We start from the raw sequence: 21,368 nt of genomic DNA on the forward strand, positions 1-21,368 counted from the left end.
CACATGCACCACAATGAAACACTCACCATGGGCCGGCTGCGCCGCGTGCTCGCCGAGCGCATCAGGCCGGTCGTCCACGAGGCCGTCGCGCCGCTCGCGATCGAAGCATGGCATGTCGGCGACGGGCGCGGCGAACCGGTGCCGCCGGCAGTCGCGCTGCCGGGCGGCGACCCGGAAGCCGCCGCCGCTGCCGGCGTGCGCTACGAGCCATTCGCCGTCGGCCGGAAGTGGGGGCCGGCGTGGGGCACCACGTGGTTCCACGTCACGGGCAATGTTCCGGACGACGCGGGGGACGACGTCGAGCTCATCGTCGATTTGGGCTGGCAGGACCACTCGCCGGGCTTTCAAGCCGAGGGCCTCGTCTACCGGCCCGACGGCAGCGTCGTCAAGGCGTTGAACCCGCGCAATGCGTGGATTCCGGCAGTAGCCGGCGAGTCCGTCGATCTTTATATCGAAGCCGCCGCAAATCCGCTGCTGCTCGACGTCCACCCGTTTCTCCCGACCGAGGACGGCGACAAGGCCACTGCCCGGGCCGAGCCGATCTACACGCTTGCCCGGGCCGACATCAACGTCTTTCACCGGCACGTGTGGGAGCTCGTGGGCGACTTCGAGGTGCTCGGCGGACTGGCCGCCGAACTCGGCGATACCGGACGCGGCCGCGAACTCCTCGGCGCGATTGCCGGAGCGCTGGACGCCGTCGACCTCGGCGACGTGGCTGGAAGCGCGTCGGCCGCCCGGGCGCGGCTGGCCCCCATGTTCGACAGGCCCGCCGCGGCGAGCGCACACCGGCTCACTGCCATCGGCCACGCCCATATCGACTCGGCGTGGCTGTGGCCGGTCCGTGAAACAGTGCGCAAGGTGGCCCGAACCAGTTCGAACGTGCTGGGGCTCTTGGACTCCGATCCGGATTTCAAGTTCGCCATGTCCTCGGCCCAACAATACGAGTGGATCAAGGATCACCGGCCCGAACTGTGGGACCGGGTCAAGGACGCCGTCGCCGGCGGCAGGTTCATCCCCGTCGGCGGAATGTGGGTCGAATCGGACACCAACATGGTCGGCTCGGAGGCCATGGCCCGGCAATTCATTTACGGGCAGCGGTTCTTCCGGGAAAACTTCGGCGTGACGTGCAAAGAGGTATGGCTTCCCGATTCGTTCGGCTATTCGGCGGCGCTGCCGCAAATAGTGAAGTCGGCAGGTGCCCGGTGGTTCTTGACGCAAAAGATTTCCTGGAACCAAGAGAACCCGTTCCCGCATCACACGTTCCAATGGGAAGGCATCGACGGCACCCGGGTGTTCACGCACTTCCCGCCGGCCGACACGTACAACTCGGACCTTTCGGCGAAGGAAATCGGACACGCTGAACGCAACTTCCGCGACAAGGGAGCCGCAACCCGGTCGCTCGTCCCGTTCGGATGGGGCGACGGAGGCGGGGGCCCGACCCGGGAGATGCTTGCCCGCGCCAAGCGGACGCACGACCTGGAAGGCTCGGCACGCGTCAGTATTGAAAGCCCGCGCGAGTTCTTTGAAGCTGCCGAAGCCGAATACCCCGACGCCCCGGTGTGGAAGGGCGAGCTCTACCTCGAACTGCACCGCGGCACCTACACGTCGCAAGCGCTGACCAAACAGGGCAACCGCCGTAGCGAACATCTGCTGGCCGAAGCCGAACTGTGGTCGGCCACCGCCGCCGTGTACGCCGGGCATGCGTATCCGTATGACGACTTGGAACGGCTGTGGAAGCTCGTGCTGCTGCAACAATTCCACGACATCCTGCCGGGCTCGTCGATCGCCTGGGTGCACCGCGAGGCCGCCGAGAACTACGCGCAGGTCGCTGCCGAGCTGCGCCGGCTGATCGATGCCGCGCAGTCCGCCTTGGACGCCGGCCGGCAGCTGGAGTTCAACGCGTCCCCATTTGCCCGCCACGGCGTCCCTGCGCACGCGGCGGCGGCGCCAAGCGCCATTAAACAAACCCGCGGGGTGAGCGTCGCGGAAGACGGCGGTGACGTCGTCCTCGACAACGGCGTCATCCGGGCGCGGCTCGATGCCCGCGGCCTGCTGACCTCCGTCTACGACATCGACGCCCGCCGCGAACTCATTCCGGACGGCCGGGCCGGCAACCTGCTGCAGCTGCATCAGGACTTCCCGAACATGTGGGACGCCTGGGATATCGACAGATTCTACAAGAACACGGCGGTCGACCTGACCGTTGTCGACGGCATCGACACCGACGGCACGGCAGTCGTCGTGCGGCATTCATTCGGCGCCTCGACCATCACGCAGCGCATCAGCATCGAACCGGGATCCCGCCGCGTCGACTTCGAAAACGACATCGACTGGCACGAGTCCGAGAAACTACTCAAGCTGGCGTTCCCCATCGACGTGCACGCGGATTCCGCAGCGTACGAAACGCAATTCGGGCACATTTTCCGGCCCACGCACGAGAACACGTCGTGGGACAACGCTCGGTTCGAGGTGTGCGCGCACCGGTGGGTACACGTCGGCGAAACCGGATACGGCGCTGCCGTGGCAAACGACTCGACCTATGGCCACGACGTGTCCCGGCACCCGAGCATTGCCGGCGGCACGTATTCGACGGTGCGGCTCTCGCTGGTGCGCGGGCCGAAATTCCCCGATCCGCGCACTGACCAGGGCCGGCACGTCACTCGCTGCAGCCTCGTGGTCGGCGCCGAGATTCCGGACGCCGTCGAGGCCGGATACGCGTTGAATCTTCCCGAACGCGCGGCCGGCGACTCCGACGACTCGGCATCACCGGCGGCCGTCGCCCCGCTGCTGAGCGTGGCCGAGGGACACGTCATCGTCGAGACCGTGAAGCTTGCCGAAGACCGCAGCGGCGACGTCATCGCACGCGTGTACGAGCCGTACGGTGCCCGGGCTCGCGCTCGGCTTTCCGCCGGATTCCCGGTGGCCAACGTCGTGCAGACCAACCTGCTCGAGGACGAGACCCGGCCGGACGGCGTCCGCGCGCAGGGCGACGGGATCGAACTGACGCTACGGCCGTTCCAGATCGTCACGGTGCGCTTGACGCCGGCAGATGCGGATGGCCGGCGTTGATGCCGCAGTCGACGCCTCAGCCGCCATCGCCGCGTTGGGGCGTCAATTACACGCCTCGCAATTCGTGGTTCCACTCGTGGCTCGATCTGAACCTGGACGACGTGCGCGCCGACTTCGATGCGATCGCCGGTTTGGGAGTCGACCATGTGCGGATCTTCCCGCTTTGGCCGATCTTGCAGCCGTCGCGCAGCCTGATCAACGCCAAGGCGGTCGGTGACGTCGGACGCGTCATCGACGCCGCGGCCGAGCGCGGGCTGGACGTGGCAATCGATGCCTTGCAGGGCCACCTGTCCAGCTTCGACTTCCTGCCGTCGTGGACGCGGACCTGGCATCGGCGCAACATCTTCACCGATCCGGCAGTCGTGGCGGCGCAAGCCGACCTGATCACGGCCCTCGGGCGCGCGGCCGCAAGCCGACCGAACGTGATCGGGTTGACGGTCGGCAACGAGACGAACCAGTTCTCCGCCGGCAGACATCCGGATCCCGATGCCGTGACCACCGGGCAGATGTCCGAGTGGCTGGGACGCATGCTGGACGCATCCCGCAGCGGGCAGCCGGCCGGCATGCATCAGCATTCGTTCGACGACGAGGCCTTCTTCAATGACACGTCTGCCGTGACGCCGTCGATGGCCGGCCGAATCGGGGATACGACTGCCGTGCATTCGTGGGTGTTCACCGGCGTGGCCCGGCATTATGGCGCCGGGCACCCGGCAGTGCCCAACTTCGCCGACTACCTGGTCCAGTTGGGCAGTGCCTGGTCGGGCCCCGGCCGGCCCGTCTGGTTGCAGGAGATCGGCGCCCCCGCCCCCATCGTGCCGGCGACCGACGCGGCCGGCTTCCTCGATTCGAGCATTCGCAACACGATGGATAGTCCGGGGTTGTGGGGTGTCACCTGGTGGTGCTCGCACGACGTCGACAGGGGCCTCGCGGACTTCCCGGAACTCGAGTATTCCCTCGGGCTGATCGATTCCGGCGGTGCCGTCAAGCCGGCCGGGGCCGCGTTTGCCGAGCTGATCGCGGACCAACGAGCCCACCCCGTCCCGCCCCGACCGCGAACCGTCGCGGTCGCTTTCGACGACGCCGAGTCGCAGCGGTCGCTGACGGCGCCCGGCGGCCCCGTGCTGGACACCTGGATCGATCTTGTCCGCGGCGGCATCCGGCCCACACTGGTCCGGTCGAGCCTGGCGACGGACGCCGCGCATCTGGCCGCGCGCGGCGTCACCGAGGTGGTCTCGGCGCGCTAATTGCTTTCATGCAGGGTTTTGCCCGTCATGTGTTCGAGTTCGGCGCCGGTGGTCTCGGGAATCTTCGATTTGACGAAGAAGAACGAGATGACCGCGAACGCGGCGTAGACGCAGTAGACCGTGCCGAGGCCGATGTGTTGAGCCAAGAACGGGAACGACACGCTGACGAGGAAGTTGCACAGCCAGTTGCCGACCGCGCCGATGGCCAGCGCGTACGAGCGCATATTGTTCGGGAACATTTCGCCCAGAAGCACCCAGACCAACGGTCCCCAGGTCGCAGCGAAGAAGATGACGAAAAGATTCGCGCCGATCAGCGCGATGATGCCCCACGGTTCGGGCAGTGAAATGTTGTCGCCGCTGCCGACCGCGTGAAAGAACGACAAGGACGCCGCACCGAGGCCGACGAACATGCCGCACGAGCCGATCAACAGCAGCAGACGACGTCCGAACTTGTCGACCCAGATGATTGCCACGAATGTGAGCGCCACGTTGATCACGGACGTGATGACGGATGTGATGAACGAATCCGATTCGCTGAACCCGACGGACTTCCACAAGGTCGTCGAATAGTAGAAGATCGCGTTGATGCCGACGAGTTGTTGCAGTCCGGCCAAGATGATGCCGACCCAGACGAGCGGTTTCAGACCGAACCGATGACCCTTGATATCACGGAAGCTGGTGCGCGCCTCTTGATGCAGGCTGCTGCGGATGTCGACGATTTTCCGGTCCGGATCGGGGTCGCCCACGACGGACCGCAGCACTCGAGCGGCCTCGATGTCCTTGCCGGCACGCACCAGGTATCGCGGTGATTCGGGGATGAGCAGCGACAGGATGCCGTACACGATTGCGGGAATCGCCCCAATGAGGAACATCCATCGCCATGCCGGCGCGCCCAGCCACAGCGTGTCGCCGGCGCCTCCGGCAGTGTGCGCGACCAATGCATCGGACAACAACGCCGCGAAAATGCCGATCGTGATGGCCAGCTGATGGACGGACGTCAGAGCACCACGGATCTTTGCCGGTGCGATCTCGGAAATATAGGCCGGGGAGATGACTGACGCGATACCGATCCCGATGCCGCCGATGATGCGCCAGAGCATCAAGTCCCAGACGGTGAACGCGATGCCCGACCCGATCGAACTGAGAAGGAAGAGGACGGCGCCGAGCACCATCACGCGTTTGCGGCCCAGCCGGTCCGCAAGCTGTCCGGCATACCAGGCGCCGACGGCACAGCCGAGGAGGGCGACGGCGACCGCGAAGCCTTCGACGAAGGAACTCAGCGCGAAGTGGGCGCTGAGCGAGTCGACGGCCCCGTTGATGACCGCCGAGTCGAAGCCGAACAAGAATGCGCCGACGGCCGCCGAGATGCTCGCGGCGATGACCCTGCCGTGTCCAACCCGCTGTCCACCGTGCGACGCGCCGGGCTCTGCCTTGTCGGTCATGTCTGCCTCCAGTGCGTGCGCGCCAATTGCCGAACGTTCCGACACTACCGCCGACTCAGTGGATAGCCGTGAATTTCGATATCGCGAAATGGTTGCTGTTATGTCTCGCTGAGAGTTCGATGTGCCAGGACGCCGCGGCCGCGCGTTCCGTCTTGGGCGATGGGCACGATTTCCACACTGAGCCGGCCGGCGTCGATCGGCAGATCGTGAGCGTAATACACGTTGCGGTGGACCCGCCCGATCCATATGCGTGAGCGGCCGTGTACGGCAAAGAGGTCATATGCCCAGCATCGCCGACCGAGCTCCCAGGATAAGTAGGCAGACGTCGTGTGGCGCGTGGTATCGACCCGGTCGATGCGGAAGCGGCGCGGGGGTTCGGGCCGCCGGGCAGCCGATGGATCAACAGCCTTGAACTGGCCGATGTTCATGTCGATGGTTCCGCGGTGATCACCGTGGATCCTGAGTGAGATTTTGGCAACTGTGCGGCCGCGCTGGTGGTGCAGACGGGCGGACACGGTTCGCCATGCACCGCTTGGACGACCGTGCAGCGGAATCCACTCGGGTGATTCGGGGTCGTCCCGGAAGGTCAGTCCGAGCTCAATGCGGCCGGACGTGCCGGAGACCTTGATGGACACCTCCGATTCCCGGTGCAGCCGGACCTCGGTCTTGAAAAGGTGGAGCGTCACGGAATCCCGGTGCCGCGCGGTACCGGTGAGCTTGAGTGAATGGCCGCCGTCCCACGCTGTGGTCTCGTCCAGAGCGACGGCGGAGGTCGCATGGCCGCTCTCCTCGGTCCAGTACTGCCACGTCAGCGACGGGTCGGCGATGCCCGCGTTGTTCCACGGCCGGCGACCGGCGCGACGTCCTTCGATGGCAAATGCGGAGCCGACGCCGATATTGAAGTTCGTGACAAGCGGCAGCGACGATATCGCCGATTTTTCCACGATGCTGTGCGCGACGCCGTCCCAGACGCGGGTATTGAGGATATCGGTGCGGTACGGCGGTTTGCGTGGTTCCAGTTTCCCGCTTTGGGAGGGATCGCCCTTGGGACCGGACCAGAATTTTTGTTCGTAGTCCCGATACTTCGCCCGTCCGGTCGCCGTGTCGGTGATGCCCTTTTGCGCGGCAGTGTTCCAATATTCGTTTTCGACGAACAAGGCCCAGCTGACCGGCGCCTTCGTATTCGGATTGGCGTATGCGGAGAAATTCTCGCGCGGATTGAAACCACCCTGTTGGCATTCGGTCGATCCGAACGCTGCGGTCTTCGGGTCGAACCCGTGCCGTTTGACAGTATCCCGGCTGCCGGTGAGATCGGGATCGACTTTGGGCCAGTCGTAATTCATGAATATCGAATCGACTCCCGGGTCGGCGGGTGTACCGAGGGAGCCGACGTTCTTTTCGTTGATTTCGTTCTGGTAGTCGAGTTTGCCGCTGCCCGGCAGATCCGCGTCGTAATACTGGATGTACACATCGTCGTCGAGAGTTTTCATGTATCGGAACATCTCAAAAAGCGCCGTGATTTGAGCCTTTGTCACTGCCGCTTCCTGATTGATGAAATAGCCGTCGAAGCCAAAGTATTTCTTGATCTCGACGAGCTTCTTCCCGGCGGGAAACCCTCCGGACGCGTCCTTGTACACCCACTTGTCGAAATCGTCGTTCCGCGGCCAGAACCAGCAACCGATGGTGCGGGCGCCGTTCTTGTGGGCGGCCTCGGTCCAGCCCGGGTTTGGGATGTCGATGACTCCGTACCGGAGATCGTCATCGCCCGGATCCGGGTTCTTGTCCGAGGGAACGACCTGGCCGTGCCAGCTGCTGAAAATGTCGATATACGGCCAAAAACGCTGCGTGTAAACCTGATCCTGACCACCGATGGGCTGAGCTCGGATGTCGTACACGTCGCCGCGATAATCGCCGGAGACGGTGAGCAATTGCGTCGTGGGATCAAGGTCGGGATGTGCCTGGGTGGCGGTGAACGGCGCTATTCGCTTGGCCCGCGGGATCAGACACCGGAAGTGCCGCGCGTATTCGTCGGACTCCGGTGACCAGTTCAGCACGTCGTCGGAGAGGAATCCGTGAGTTGACGGGCCGGGCGGCAGGCCGCCGCTGCTCGGTGCGGGATATCCGGTGTCGTCCGCGTGAGCCGGCGTCGCGCCGACAATTTGCGGAGCGATAGCGGCTGCGGCAGTTCCGGCAATGGCGACGCGCAGAAACGTGCTGCGCGTCATTCCGGCGTTGGCCGGCGGTCGGGGGTCGGCGAAATCCTTGGAGTGGGCGCGCGGGGATGAGACGGTCATATCGCTCCAATTCGAGTGTGATCCAGATAACGCTTATAGGTTAATCGCTTAAGTTCTTAAGTAAAAGAGGAGTAAAAGAGGTATGCGCAGTAGAGGATCGGCGCCAGGACGCTGCACGGCATGCGACGCACCCGTAGGCTGAAGTCGTGAAACGACGAGCAATGGCGATGGCCTGTCTGCTGGGTGCCGCAGGCGTCACACACTTCGTTCGCCCTGCCACTTTCGACTCGATCGTGCCGCCCGGGCTCGGCAACAGGCGGTTCTGGACGTATGCCAGCGGCCTCGCCGAACTCAGTTGCGCCGCAATGATTGCCGCTCCCGCGACCCGGCGATTTGGCGGATTGTGCACGGCAGCCCTGATGGTTGCCGTCTATCCGGCGAACATCTACACCGTGGCAAAGCACTGGCGGAGCCCGAAGGGGCGCTCGATTGCGCTGGCGCGGTTGCCGCTGCAAGTGCCGCTCGTCAAAGTGGCGTGGGAAATCGCCGAGGAGAGTCGATGACGTTTGCCGCTCACGAACCGTTTGGCTCGTATCCACTCGCCGGCGGTGTCGACGTCGTCGGCATCCCGGCCCGGGTCGGCACGTTGACGGCGTTCCATGCCGCACCGGCGACAAACAAGGGCGCGGTGAGCCGACCTGCCGTCCTCATCATCCCGGGGTTCTCCGGGTCGAAAGAGGACTTCCGCGAATTCGTGCCGAAGCTTGCCGGGGCCGAATGGGACGCGTGGGCGTACAGCCAACGCGGCCAAGCCGACTCGGCCGCCCCGCCGGGCATCGACAACTACCGGGCCGAGGACCTTGCCGCGGACGCCGTCGAAGTGGCCGGCCTGATCTCCCCGGAGCGCCCGGTGCACCTGGTCGGCCACAGCCTCGGCGGCGTCATCGCCCAGAACGCCGCGATCATGCGACCGGACCGGTGGGCAAGCGTGACGCTGCTTTGCTCCGGACCGCACGGGTGGCCCGGCCGGCACGACGACACCTACGACGCAGTCACGGCCCACGGCGGCGAAGAAGTCTGGCGGCTTGGCAATCCGGCGCTCGCCGACCTGCCGGATTCGGAATTGAGTACGGACGACGTGTTTTGGCGCCGGCGCTTCCGGTCCACTTCCGACGACAACCTGCGTGCCGGGGCCAGACTGCTGCGCGATCATCGCGACCTGACCGACGAACTTCGGGCAACCGCGCTACCGTTCCACGTGGCGCACGGCGAATTCGACACGGCATGGCCCATCGACTGGCAGCGCGAGATGGCCGAACGGCTCGGCGCGACGTACAGCGTCCTGGCCGGCGGGGAGCACTCGCCGCAGTTCGAAGCCCCGGACGAAACGCTTGCCGCGCTGACCGATTTTTGGAGTCGGTGTGCCTGACGCAATCGTCATCGGGGCCGGAATCATGGGCGCTTCGATAGCCCTGGAACTTGCCAAGACACGCAGGCGCGTCGTCGTGCTGGACAAGTCGGGCGGGCCCGGGAACGGGTCGACGTCCGCGTCGAGCTCCGTCGTCCGGTTCAACTATTCGACGCTCGACGGCGTCGCCACCGCATGGGAAGCACGCCACTGCTGGGCCGCGTGGCACGACCATCTCGGGTTCACCGACCCGGCTGGCACGGCCGCATTCAAACGGACCGGAATGCTTTGCCTGGATTCCCCGCCGGCACCCCGCTCCGACGTGCTGGCGCATTTCGACACGGCCGGCGTCCCCTACCGCGAATACACCACCGGCGAGCTGGCGGCAGCGTTTCCGATGCTCGACACCGGCAGCTATTGGCCGAACAAACCCGTGACGGACGACGCGTTCTGGTCCGATCCGACCGGCCGCTTGGGCGGGTATCTGACGCCGGACGCCGGGTACATCGACGATCCGCAGCTGGCGGCGCACAATCTCGCGGCCGCGGCGACGGACCGCGGCGCCGAATTCCGGTTCCACGCCCAAGTGAGCGCGATCGACACCGCACCCGGTGGCGTCCGGCGGGTACGCCTGGCCGGCGGCGACCAGGTCGAGGCACCCATCGTGGTCAATGCGGCAGGGCCATGGTCGGCGGCTGTGAATCGGCTGGCCGGGGTCGGCGATGATTTCACGGTGACGGTGCGTCCGATGCGCCAAGAGGTTCATCAGATCGATTCGCCGGACGGCGTCACGCCGCCGGGCGGACTCGACGTGGCTCTCGCCGACGTCGACCTGGGCACGTATATGCGCCCGGGAGCGCATCATTCGCTGCTGATCGGCGGCACGGAGCCCGAATGCGACGGATTCGAATGGCTCGCCGACCCGGACGAGGCAAATCCGGCGGCGACCCGCGGGCGGTTCGAGGCGCAAGTGCTGCGTGCTGCACGCCGGCTTCCGGGGCTGACGGTACCGACCCGAGTCAAAGGGGTGGCGGGCGTCTACGACGTGGCAAGTGATTGGACGCCCATCTATGACAAGACCGATGCCCCGGGGTTCTACGTGGCTATGGGCACGAGCGGCAACCAGTTCAAGAACGCGCCGTTGGTCGGCAGGTTCATGGCCGCCATCATCGGCCACACGGAGGACGGGTACGACCACGACGCCGACCCGGCCGGCTACGAGTGCGAATTCACCGGCGGCCGGGTGAACCTTGCGGCGTTCTCACGCAAACGGCCGGTCAATCGGGCCAACTCCGGCACCGTCATGGGGTGATCATCCGAGGGCTGCAATCCCGTCGAGCAGCCGCCCGACATCGCCGGACGTCGTGTACGGGGCAATGCCGGCACGGACGCCGCCCTCCGGTAGGCCGGCGGCAGCCGCGGCCTCCTGCGCGTAGAAGTGGCCGCCGCCGACACAAATGTCGTGGGCACCAAGCCGTGCCGCGACCTCGGCAGGCGTGAACCCGTCCACAGTGAACAGCGCCGTCGGCGTGCGCCGGGCGGGGCTGCCGATCAGTGCGACGTTGTCGTACCGCGCCAGCCCGTCGATGAGTTGGGCGAACACGTCGTCCTCGTGCGCTTTCAGTGCCGCATACGAGGACGTCAGCCGCTCGCGCAACGTTCCGGTTGTGCCCGCCAGCGAGGCGAGGAACTCGACGGCGGCGCTCGTCCCGGCGATTGCCTCGTACGGCAGCGTGCCAAGCTCGAACCGCTCGGGCACGTCGTTCGACGACGGGGCAAGCTTGTACGGAGCTATCGCCTCGAGGACTGCCGGCTTGCCGGCCAGCACGCCCAGATGCGGGCCGCAAAATTTGTACGGCGAGCACACGAACAAGTCCGCGCCGACCCGGCCGAAGTCGACGAGGTCGTGCGGCGTCAGGTGCACGCCGTCCACGTAGAACAGCGCGCCGACCGCGTGGACTATTTCGGCGATTGCCGGAAGGTCGGGCATCGTGCCGAAGAAATTGGACGCGCCGGTCAGCGCCACGACCTTGGTGCGCTCGCCGACGACGTCCCGCACGGCGTCCGGATTCACGTCGCCGGTCGCTCGGTCGAACTCGATCCACCGCACCGTGGCACCCTTGTCTGCGGCCGCCGTGATCCACGGCCGGATGTTCGAGTCGTGATCGATCCGCGAGACGACCACCTCGTCGCCCGGACCCCACTCGCGAGCTAACGCACGGGAGATGTCGGTGGTGAACTGAGTGGCGCTTCGGCCGAATGCGATGCCTGCCGGTTCGGCGCCGAGCAACGCGGCAAGCGAGTCCCGCCCAGCGCGCACGACGTCGTCCGCATTGCGCGCGGACGTCGTGTCGGTACCGCGGTTGGACAGCGGACGGGTCATCGTGCCGGCAATGGCGTCGGCGACCCGGCTGGGGGTCTGGGTGCCGCCGGGCCCGTCGAAGAAGGCGGTGCCGCCGGCCAAGGCCGGGAACTGCCGGCGTAATTCATGGGCGTCGTAAGTCATGGCTCAACCCTAGACCCGGGGCCGCGTCCCGGCACGACCGACGGCGCCGCCCGTCTCTGTGCCGGCGCGCTCAAACCGGGCATCGACGACCGGGGCACCGACGTCGGATTACGTCGGTGCCCCGAGACTGCGTGAAATCGTCCGAGCTGAGGTGCGGACCAGCGCGATGAACGCGTGGACGCGGGTATTCGATCCCGGTACGACTATCGAGAGCGCCGCCGCGATTTCTCCCGATCTGTCGAAAATCGGCGCAGCTACAGCCACGGTCTTGGACGGCGCGGAACGGCGGACGACGGCAGCGCCCTGCCTCCGGGCATCCGCCAGCACTCGCCGAGTCTCGTCGGCGCCAATGACCGGCATCCCCGGTTCAGTGTCCGCCGGGGCGGCCAGAACGCTTTCAACGAATCCCGGGTTCGAATACGCCAAGAGCACGCGCCCGCCCGCCGTTGACCGTAGCGGCATTCGGCCGCCGACCCGGTAGGCTACCTCGGTCGCCGCCCTGCCGGACAGCCTGTCGATGAGTACTCCATCGCCTCGATCGACGACGGTGAGCAGCACATGGTGCCGCGTCACCTCGTACAGATCTTCCAGGTACGGCAACGCCACCTGTCGAAGGCCGTTGCCGCGCGGAGCCAGCGACGCGATTTCCCAGAGCCGAACCCCGACCACGTACTGACCGCTCGGCAAACGTTCGAGGGCACCCCAGTCGGTGAGATGACCAAGGAGCCGGAACACGGTGGCCGGTGCGAGTCCCGACCGCCGCGACAATTCCGACAGCGTCAGCGCCCGCCGACGATCGGAAAACTGTTCGAGTAGACGCAAGGCTCGCGGCAGTACGGATGCCGGAGTGTCCCCGGCCATGGGCTGCGCGCGCATTTCTACTCCCATCCGAGAACTCTGCCGCAGAATGTTTTTCACTCAGTGAAAATATAGCTGATGTGTCGCTGAGCTCTCATGCGACTCTTGTCACCAGCGATATTTACGCATGCAACTCCACGACAAACGATTGGATAACGATGTCCATCACAGCCAGGCGGCCACGCATGTCGGGTGCGCTCATAGGCGTCTTCGTCGTATCGTGGCTCGGACTGCTCGCCGACGGCTACGACCTGTATGTTTACGGCGCGACAATTCCCGGAATTCTCGGCGGGCACGGTTTCGACGTCACCACGGCCGACGTCGGGTTGGTCGGAAGCATAGCCCTCGTCGGTATGCTGTGCGGCTCGCTCGTCGTCGGTATCCTTACCGACAGACTCGGCCGCCGCCGCATCTTCATCTCGTTCCTGACGCTGTTCTCCCTGATGATGCTTGCCTGCGCCATCGCGCCGAACTGGACGTCGTTCGCCGCCTTCCGGTTTGTTGCCTGTTTCGGGGTGGGCGGCCTGCTCCCGACCGCGGTCGCGGTCGCTCATGAATTCGCACCGGCCGGCCGAAAGTCCATAGTGGTCGGAATCGTACTCACGGGCCCCGCAGCCGGCACCGTCATCGCTTCCCTGACAGCCCTCGGCCTCCTGGAAACGCACGGTTTCCGTCCGGTCTACGCGATCGCCGGGTTGGCGCTGCTGATTGTCCCGGCATGCTGGAGGCTGTTGCCCGAGTCTCCGTCTTATCTGCGCTCGCGAGGCAGGGTTGAGGAGGCCGAGCGCGTGGCCGGGCGATTCGGCGTCCCCGTCGAGGAGAATGCTCCGGTGATGGCGGCGACGATCGCCTCATCCACTCGTGCCCTTTTTCATGGCGGCCGAACGCGTACGACGATCGTGCTGTGGATGGTGTGCCTGCTGAGCCTGCTGACAATCTTTGGCGTGAGCACGTGGCTGCCGCAGATTATGCGCGAAGCAGGATACGGGGTCGGATCGTCGGTCTCGTTCTTGCTCGCATACTCCGTCGGCGCGATCATCGGCACCATCATCGCTGCGCTGCTCGGTCAGCGATTCGGGCCAAAGCCGATGGTGATGACCGGATTCGTTGCCGCCGCCGTCGCGCTCGGACTGATGGCCACCAACCCGTCCGGCATCGCCATCGCGGTGTTGTCGGCGGTGGCCGGCTTCGGCGGCCTCGGCACGCAGAACATGATCAACGACTACGTCGCGCAGTACTATCCCGCCGGAAGCCGCGCCACGGGTCTCGGGTGGGCGCTCGCCGTTGGACGGATCGGTGCAATTGTCGGGCCGACGTACGGAGCGTTCATCATCGGACTGGGCGGCGGCGTCTCCGTTGCGGCGATCTCGTTTGCAGTTCCCGCGCTGTTCGGCGCCGCGCTCATGTTCGCCGTCGGCCAGATCAAGTCCGACTCCGGGGCCGGCGTCGTGGAACCCGCACCAACGCGGTCCGCGGCCATCTGAAATCCGGCTACCAACGAAAGTCAGCGCTAGACATGATCACCGACACCCTCTTCGGCCTTCCCGGTCACGCGCCGATAGTCATCGTCGGCGGAGGGCCGAGCGGCCTCTTTCTGTCGCTCGACCTGGCCCGCTACGGCGTGCCGAGCGTCGTTCTCGATGGCCGCCGGCACATCGACGCGAACCGGCCGCGGGCAAAAACCACCAATACACGCACCATGACCCATTTGCGTCGGCTCGGCCTTGCGGAATCGCTGCGCCGGGCAGCCCCGCTGCCGGTGGATTACAGCGAAGACGTCATCTTCTGCACGAGCGCTACCGGTTATGAGCTCACCCGGTTTCACGAAGCGTTCCAGCTGCACCGCGGCCGGTACGATCTGCAGCCGGAAAGCGGACAGCAAGTCGGCCAACCCGTTGTGGAAACGGTGCTGCGCGAGGCGGTCGCCGCCGAACCGCTGGTCACGGCGTACGTCGGCGCTCGGGTCGATTCGATAGACACCCCGGATGGCGGCTATCGGCTGTTTGTGCGGCACGACGACGGCCGACGATCGATAAGCGCCGACTACCTCGTCGGCGCCGACGGTGGTTCTTCGGTCGTGCGCAAATCCATCGGGCTGCGTTTGGAGGGCTCCTCTGCCGCACGGTCGAACCTCAACGTGCTGTTCCGGTCGCGCGAACTTGCCGACACCATCACCCTCGACAAGGCCGTGCAGTACTGGATCACCAATCCCGCTGCGCCGGGCATGCTCGGCCCACTCGACCTCGACGGCACGTGGTGGACGATTCTGCAAGGTGTCGACTCCGACGACGTCGTCGCTGACCCGGTTCCTTCCATCCGTGCCATGGTTGGGGCAGAAATCGACATCGACGTGATTGAGAAGGATCCGTGGACGGCACGGATGCTGCTCGCGGACCACTACCGCTCGGGCAACGCCTTCTTGGTCGGAGATGCAGCACACCTCAATCCTCCGTGGGGCGGTCACGGGTTCAACACCTGCATCGGGGATGCCGCGAACCTCGCGTGGAAACTTGCCGCAAGTGTCAAGGGGTGGGCCGGACCCGTACTGCTGAACAGCTACGAGGCCGAACGACGTCCGGTCGCTGCCCGCACGATCCGGGACGCAGCCGCGAACGGTAACTCGCTGGCATACGATTTCGCGGACGCCGAATTGCTGGACGACGGGCCGGCCGGGCAGGCGGCCAGGGACGCGGCAGCAGCCAATCTGGTCGTCAAGACGAGCGAGTTTCATTCGCTCGGCCTCGTCCTCGGTTACGAGTACTCCGACTCGCCGCTCAGCGGAAAAGGTGACGTCGTTCCGCCGTCCGACCCTGTCCGGTACACGCCGAGTGCCGCCCCGGGATGCCTGCTGCCACACACCTGGCTGGCTGACGGGTCCTCTATCTACGACATGCTCGGCCCGGGATTCACGCTGCTGTATGAGATTGGCCGAATCCCGACAGGCCAGCCGGAAGAGCTGTCGTTGGCGGCGGGCCGGTACGGGATACCGCTCACGGTCCGCGCGATTACGGAGTCGTGCAGTGTCTGGGGCGTGGCGGCCGTACTGGTCCGCCCCGACCAGCACACCGTGTGGCGCGGCAGCGATCTCTTCGACAGAGAGGGAGCGGGTGGCGCAGAGTCGGCGCTGACAGCGCTCGTGCGTGCCGCCGGAGTTCCGGACGGCGACCTCAACAGCTCTACCACCGACCGAATGAAAGAAACAGCCGGATGAACGAGACAATCCGACGAGAGAGGCAAATTCAGTGAAACTCATCGGCGTGGAGACCTCCACGGGCGCACACCATGTCGCGATCGACGACGGAGAGCGATGCCGAATACTGGATACGGTCGACGGGTTTTGGTCCGCACCGTCCGCAGCGCTCACCGATGCGGGTGGTGCGGAGACAGCCGCCGGCAGCCTGACCCGCGTCCCGCCGGTGCCGGCGTCGGCGCGCGTGTTCTGCATCGGTTTGAACTACCGAGCCCACGCCGCGGAAGGGAGCTACCGTGATCACAAGCTCCCGGACCACCCGACCATCTTTGCGCGGTGGACTGCTTCGCTCAGCGTTGGCGGCGTGCCGGCGCCGGTACCGTCCGGCGAGCCGGGCCTCGACTGGGAAGGCGAGATCGCGGCATACGTGGGCGCCACGCTCGTCGACGCGGACGCCGATACGGCACGCGCGGCCGTGCTGGGGTACTCGACGTTCAATGACTTGACGTCCCGGACGGCGCAGAAGCTCACCAGCCAGTGGACGCTCGGCAAGAACGGTGACGCCTCCGGCCCGCTCGGTCCGCTCGTCACCTCGGACGAAGCCGGCGACCTGCGTAGCGGCAAGCGCGTACGCACCCGGGTCAACGGCCAGACCGTGCAGGACGGCAACACGCGCGACATGATTTACGAACTCGGCAGCGTACTGTCGCTAATCTCGCACACCATCACATTGCACCCCGGCGATGTGATCTGTACGGGTACGCCGGAAGGTGTCGGCTACTCGCGGACGCCGCCGTGGCTGCTCCACCCGGGCGACGTCGTCGAAGTCGAAGTCGACGGCTTGGGCACGCTCACGACTCCGATCGTCGGTAACGACAAGCGCACTTCCGGCGGCACGGCGTGACGGGCGGCTTCCGCCGGTTCGTTCCGCCGCCGGACGATCCGCGTATCACGGCGCTTCGGGGACTGAACGCGTACGACTACCGCGAAGCGGCGAAGAACGCCCCTTTCACCGGGGATCTCATTCGCGGCTGGCAGCCTCTTTATGGTCAGCCGTTCCGGGGAATGAGCGCCGACGGCGAGCCGCGGCCGTCCGTCCACGACCTCGGCCCGGCTCGCCCGGGCGAAGAGGCGCCCGCCGAGGCGATGACCGCTGCGGCGCGAGCTCTTCTCACGGAGCTTCCCGAAGACGACCGCGTCAGGCTGTGCTATCCGGTCGACGCCGTCGAATGGCAGTTGTGGGCGAACCCGGAATTTATGCAGCACGACACCGGTCTTCGTCTCGAGTGCGCGCGGCCGGGTACTCGCCGACTTATATTGGACGTCGTCCGCGCCAGCCTGAGCGAGCCAGGCTACCGGCTTGTGCGCACGTTGATGCGCGTGAACGGCTTCCTCGGCGACTTGGTCGAACTCGCCGGCATCATGAATGAATACAGTTACAACTTTGCCGTCTTCGGCACACCGTCCGCCGACAGGCCGTGGGGGTGGCAGCTCTTCGGCCATCATCTCGCGGTGAACTGCCTGGTCGCCGGCTCCCGGATGGTCTGCACACCCGTCTTCTTCGGCGCGGAACCGAACGGTATCGATGCGGGGCCGGACGCCGGCACGCACGTCTTCACCGAACGCATCCGGTTGGCGCGAGCACTGATGCAGTCTCTACCCGGCGAGCTTGCCGACCGGGCACGGACATACCGCGAGATGAACGACCCCGCGATGCCACCCGGGCGCGTGCACCCCGGGGACGAACGACACCTGGCCGGTGCGTTCCAGGACAATCGGGTGATTCCGTACGAGGGGATCCGAGTATCCGAGATGTCCCGGGAACAGCTGGTTCTCGTCAACAGGCTCGTCGCGGAATTTACCGCGTACTTGCCCGACGGTGTCGCAAAGGCTCGCTGCCGCGAGATCGCCGCCTGGTACGACGAGACCCACTTCTCATGGATCGGCGGTACCCGCGACGACGACCCGTTTTACTTCCGCATCCAGTCGCCGGTCGTGGTTGCCGAACTCGATCACCACTGCGGCGTCTTCCTGACAAACGCGGAGCCGGCGCCGTTTCACATCCACACCGTCCTTCGTACCCCGAACGGCAACGACTACGGGCGGGCAATCGTACGCGCGGCCGTCCGCACCGGCTAGTTGGGTGAGAATGAACTCATGGAACCGACGGTCCGTCAGCTACGGGGGTTTGTGGCAGTAGCCGAGGAATTGCACTTCGGCCGCGCCGCCACGCGATTGCACATGAGCCCGTCCGCACTCAGCGAGCAGATCTCGACCATCGAACGCGGTTTGGGGCGGGCGCTGTTCCGCCGATCGTCTCGCGCCGTCCAATTGACCGACCACGGCAAACAGCTGCTGCCGCTCGCCCGGACGGCGATCGGATCCATGGACGACGTCCGGGCGTGGGCTGTGGGCGCCGACAGCGAGCTGCGCGTCGGGCTGATGGTGTCGAGCCCGGTTTTCCAAGCGGTACTTGCCGAAGCGGCCAGGCGGCTGCCCGATCTCGCGTGGCAGATCCGTCAGCTCGGATTTCTCGGCTGCTATGACGCGCTGGTTGTGGGCGACGTCGACTGCGCGTTCGTCGCCGAAGCCGGCGAGCCCTCGCACGCCGATGTTGAAGCGCTTCCGTTGTGGGACGAGGAACCGTACCTGCTGGTGGCAACCGACCATCGTCTCGCGGGGTACGAATCGCTGCACCTGGCGGATCTCGCCGGCGAGACTTTCGTATCGGTGGACGATGAAGCTCTCGCGTCACGATGGTATGCCAGCGTCATGGGGCCGGACGGTATCCCGCACCGCCTGTTGCCGATCGCCCGGAGCTTCGACGAGGTACTCGATTTGGCTGCGGTCGGAATCGGCGTCAACATCTGCGGAGCCTCGGCCGCCACGACGTACCCGCGGCCGGGCGTCCGGTTCATTCCTCTGGTGGACGCCCCGAAGATCACGACGTACCTATGCTTGCGCACGGGGCACCGTCCGGCCGCGGTCGACGCGTTCGCGCGCCTCGCCGTGGACGTGGTGCACGGCCCGCACTGATGGCAAACCTGATTGAAGCCAAACCTCGAACCCGCGAGCATCTCGAGCAGGGAGAAGACCCGGAACAGCGTGCGATCGTTCGGCCCAGCCGCATGATCGTCCGGACAATCGCGCTGGTGTTACAGGCCACACCGCTCACAGTATGAATGTGTGAAACCTTCGCGCACACACTCAGATGGCGGCGTCACCTGCCGGAAGGGTATCGTTTACGCTCACCGTGCCCGACCAGACGGCGGGCATACGGAACTGCGACTTGATGTCTATCGGCCTGAGACGTCCGCCAACGTGCCGGCGGTCGTCTGGTTGCATGGCGGCGGCTGGTTCACCGGCGATCGCACCCTCGCCCCCGACCTGGCAGTGCGCGTCCGGGCTACCGGCTGCGCTTTGGCCACTGTCGATTATCGCCTCTCCGGGGAGGCGATCTTCCCGGCGCAGCTGCACGACGTCCGCGCGGCGATTCGATTCCTGCGTGGCTCGGCAGCCGAACTCGGTCTCGACGCCGAAAGGGTCGGCCTATGGGGTGCCTCGGCCGGCGGGCACCTCGCCGCGCTCGCCGCGCTGACCGGCCGAGTGACTCAGCTGCCGGGCGAACCGGATGCCGGCGACGCATCGGTGCGGGCGGTCGCCGAATCGTACGCGCCGGTCGACCTGGCCGGCGTCGTGGCGGCCGCCGAAGCGCGGCTCCCAGGCGCCGACGGCGCGTCGACCCCCGAAGCTCGGCTGCTCGGCGGCCATCCGACCGGCCGTCCGGAGCTTGCCGCGCAGGCCAGCCCGCTGAACTGGATCGGAACGGCCCGACAGGGGTCGCCGGCCTTTCAGATCTCGCACGGCACGGGCGACGTCCTCGTGCCGTGCGAGCAAAGCAAAAAATTTCACGAAGCTCTTGTCGCCGCAGGCTACGACAGCGAACTGTTTCTCGTCGATGACTACCGCCATGGTTTCCTCAACCCGGCCGGAAGGATGGACGTGAACGTGCGCGCCGTCATGGACGACGGCCGGCTTGCCGCCGCCGGAAAAGCTCCAGCCAGCCGAGTTGTCGGCGCCGGTAACTCCTTTCGCGGCACGTTCGGCTTCGCCGACATCGACACATTCTTCGCCCGGCAATTATCGACAATTGCACCCGCACGCGATTCCGGATCACCATCAGGAGAAAAATCATGACGACTACCGACGTCGAAGCAATGCACGCGCTCGCCCCGGTGATGGGGGCCCTGCCCGGCGAGCCGGTGCCGTACTACGTGCCGTCCGGCGAAGGGTTGCGCCGCGAGACCGGCGGCCAGCTCTGGACGGTCATCGCACGGAACGCCGACACGGGCGGGTTGTTCGACGCAGCCTTTGTATTGGGACCGCGCGGAGCGGAAAGTCCGTTCCACAGCATTCCGGCACAGCGCACGTTCGTGATGCTCGAGGGAAGCGCGCAGTTCTGGCTGCGCGGGGCCGGACGCCTGCTCGTCCCGGGCGACTCCGTGCACGTCGCAGCCGGCGAACCGGTCGCCTATCGGATGACCAGCCACCTGACCCGGTTCCTGCAGTTCTCGGCTCCCGGCAGCGCGCTCGATGCCGTTCTCGGCAAGAGTCCGGCAGTGACTCGGCATACCTATTCCGCCGGCCGCGCGAGATCGACGAATGAGCTCGTCCTGCCCGGGAACGCCCAAGCGCAGGAAGTGCCGCGCGTGGAGATCCAGGATGCGTGGGACGATACATTGCCCGGCGGCGCCGGAAGCTACTTTCTGCGCGCCCGAACCGGTGACCGGCGTGGCTGGCCGGACGCCATCAACTCGTATATCGCTCGGGGCCGCAACACGGCCGGCGCCTATTTTGCCGTCGACACGCTCGCAGCACCGCAGCCCTACATCATCCGCCACTTCCATGCACGGCATACCGAGAACTTTGTGTGTTTGTCCGGACGGATCTGGCTGTGGGTCAACGGCACGGAGGTGCTGCTCACCGCCGGCGATTTCCTCCATGCGCCGGCTGGCACGATCCACAGTTTCGCGATCGCCGCGCACAACACTCGCATGCTCGGCTTGCTCACCTCGGACGTGTTCGAGCCGTTCTTCGACGTCACCGGCGTCGCCACCGATGACACGGTGCATACCGAGGGGCTGATCGACCCGTCGATATTGACGGACGGCATCAAGGCCAATCCCGATCTCGACCTGGTCGTCGTCGGTGCGCCGCCCGAGCGCGTCGTCGCTCCCGGCATTTAGCACGCGCCATACACCATTGACGAGGGAGTCACAGATGAACGAATCGCGCCACGCCACCGGGCGCTTCGGCGTCGCACGCATCCGCCACCGACATGCCTACGACGTGGCGCCGTCCCGGCCGGTGCGTGGCATCAAGTAGTCATGCACAGAAGCGTCCCGGCCGGGTCGACG

At 66.0% G+C, this 21,368-nt stretch carries 16 protein-coding genes; 12 read left to right on the forward strand and 4 right to left on the reverse strand.

Annotated elements, in window-relative coordinates:
- Positions 1-3 precede the first annotated feature (3 nt).
- Both BJY26_RS05170 and BJY26_RS05175 read left to right on the forward strand, forming a co-directional pair.
- On the forward strand, positions 4-3,069 hold the full coding sequence (locus BJY26_RS05170; RefSeq protein WP_179426269.1) for an alpha-mannosidase: 3,066 nt from the start codon (positions 4-6) through the stop codon (positions 3,067-3,069).
- Positions 3,069-4,313, forward strand: coding sequence for a glycoside hydrolase 5 family protein (locus BJY26_RS05175; protein ID WP_179426271.1), 1,245 nt, complete (start codon positions 3,069-3,071; stop codon positions 4,311-4,313). The genes BJY26_RS05170 and BJY26_RS05175 overlap by 1 nt, the downstream gene beginning before the upstream one ends.
- Here the strand turns inward: BJY26_RS05175 and BJY26_RS05180 are convergent.
- Together BJY26_RS05180 and BJY26_RS05185 are read right to left on the reverse strand one after the other, a co-directional pair.
- The gene (locus BJY26_RS05180; protein WP_179426273.1) at positions 4,310-5,755 is read right to left on the reverse strand and encodes a sugar porter family MFS transporter; all 1,446 of its coding nucleotides are present in this window, start codon (positions 5,753-5,755) and stop codon (positions 4,310-4,312) included. The genes BJY26_RS05175 and BJY26_RS05180 overlap by 4 nt on opposite strands.
- Positions 5,756-5,853: 98 nt before the next feature.
- Complete coding sequence (locus BJY26_RS05185) at positions 5,854-8,049, reverse strand: endo-beta-N-acetylglucosaminidase (RefSeq protein ID WP_179426275.1); 2,196 nt, start codon at positions 8,047-8,049, stop codon at positions 5,854-5,856.
- Between the two features lie 146 nt (positions 8,050-8,195).
- Here BJY26_RS05185 and BJY26_RS05190 point away from each other — a divergent pair, with 146 nt between their 5' ends.
- Genes BJY26_RS05190 through BJY26_RS05200 form a run of 3 tightly spaced genes read left to right on the forward strand, consistent with a single transcriptional unit; the run spans position 8,196 to position 10,709 of the window.
- Complete coding sequence (locus BJY26_RS05190; RefSeq protein ID WP_308191270.1) at positions 8,196-8,552, forward strand: DoxX family protein; 357 nt, start codon at positions 8,196-8,198, stop codon at positions 8,550-8,552.
- Positions 8,549-9,418 (forward strand): alpha/beta fold hydrolase, encoded by an 870-nt coding sequence (locus tag BJY26_RS05195; protein ID WP_179426277.1) that lies wholly within the window; start codon positions 8,549-8,551, stop codon positions 9,416-9,418. The genes BJY26_RS05190 and BJY26_RS05195 overlap by 4 nt, the downstream gene beginning before the upstream one ends.
- A complete protein-coding gene (locus BJY26_RS05200) occupies positions 9,411-10,709 on the forward strand; it encodes an NAD(P)/FAD-dependent oxidoreductase (protein WP_218852260.1) in 1,299 nt (432 codons plus the stop codon). The genes BJY26_RS05195 and BJY26_RS05200 overlap by 8 nt, the downstream gene beginning before the upstream one ends.
- On the opposite strand, the gene BJY26_RS05205 is transcribed toward BJY26_RS05200, so the two are convergent.
- Together BJY26_RS05205 and BJY26_RS05210 are read right to left on the reverse strand one after the other, a co-directional pair.
- Positions 10,710-11,903 (reverse strand): cysteine desulfurase-like protein, encoded by a 1,194-nt coding sequence (locus BJY26_RS05205; protein WP_179426279.1) that lies wholly within the window; start codon positions 11,901-11,903, stop codon positions 10,710-10,712.
- Positions 11,904-12,011: 108 nt separating this feature from the next.
- Entirely contained in the window at positions 12,012-12,791 is a 780-nt protein-coding gene (locus BJY26_RS05210; RefSeq protein ID WP_179426281.1) for an IclR family transcriptional regulator, read from the reverse strand.
- A gap of 155 nt (positions 12,792-12,946) precedes the next feature.
- Here BJY26_RS05210 and BJY26_RS05215 point away from each other — a divergent pair, with 155 nt between their 5' ends.
- From BJY26_RS05215 to BJY26_RS05245, 7 genes are all read left to right on the forward strand, one after another.
- Positions 12,947-14,245 carry an MFS transporter gene (locus tag BJY26_RS05215; RefSeq protein WP_237249091.1) on the forward strand — a complete coding sequence of 433 codons (1,299 nt, stop codon included), beginning with the start codon at positions 12,947-12,949 and terminating at the stop codon, positions 14,243-14,245.
- A 32-nt stretch (positions 14,246-14,277) separates the two neighbouring features.
- Positions 14,278-15,972: an FAD-dependent monooxygenase gene (locus BJY26_RS05220; protein ID WP_179426285.1), complete on the forward strand. Its 1,695-nt coding sequence runs from the start codon at positions 14,278-14,280 to the stop codon at positions 15,970-15,972.
- A gap of 31 nt (positions 15,973-16,003) precedes the next feature.
- A complete protein-coding gene (locus BJY26_RS05225) occupies positions 16,004-16,855 on the forward strand; it encodes a fumarylacetoacetate hydrolase family protein (protein ID WP_179426287.1) in 852 nt (283 codons plus the stop codon).
- Positions 16,852-18,090, forward strand: coding sequence for a DUF3500 domain-containing protein (locus BJY26_RS05230; protein ID WP_179426289.1), 1,239 nt, complete (start codon positions 16,852-16,854; stop codon positions 18,088-18,090). Before BJY26_RS05225 ends, BJY26_RS05230 begins: the two co-directional genes overlap by 4 nt.
- 18 nt (positions 18,091-18,108) lie before the next feature.
- The gene (locus tag BJY26_RS05235; RefSeq protein ID WP_179426291.1) at positions 18,109-18,987 is read left to right on the forward strand and encodes a LysR family transcriptional regulator; all 879 of its coding nucleotides are present in this window, start codon (positions 18,109-18,111) and stop codon (positions 18,985-18,987) included.
- Between the two features lie 150 nt (positions 18,988-19,137).
- Positions 19,138-20,148, forward strand: a complete 1,011-nt coding sequence (locus tag BJY26_RS05240) for an alpha/beta hydrolase (protein ID WP_179426293.1) — start codon at positions 19,138-19,140, stop codon at positions 20,146-20,148.
- Positions 20,145-21,197, forward strand: a complete 1,053-nt coding sequence (locus BJY26_RS05245) for a quercetin 2,3-dioxygenase (RefSeq protein WP_218852262.1) — start codon at positions 20,145-20,147, stop codon at positions 21,195-21,197. The genes BJY26_RS05240 and BJY26_RS05245 overlap by 4 nt, the downstream gene beginning before the upstream one ends.
- Positions 21,198-21,368: the final 171 nt, after the last annotated feature.

Source organism: Spelaeicoccus albus (genome assembly GCF_013409065.1).
Lineage (GTDB): Bacteria > Actinomycetota > Actinomycetes > Actinomycetales > Brevibacteriaceae > Spelaeicoccus > Spelaeicoccus albus.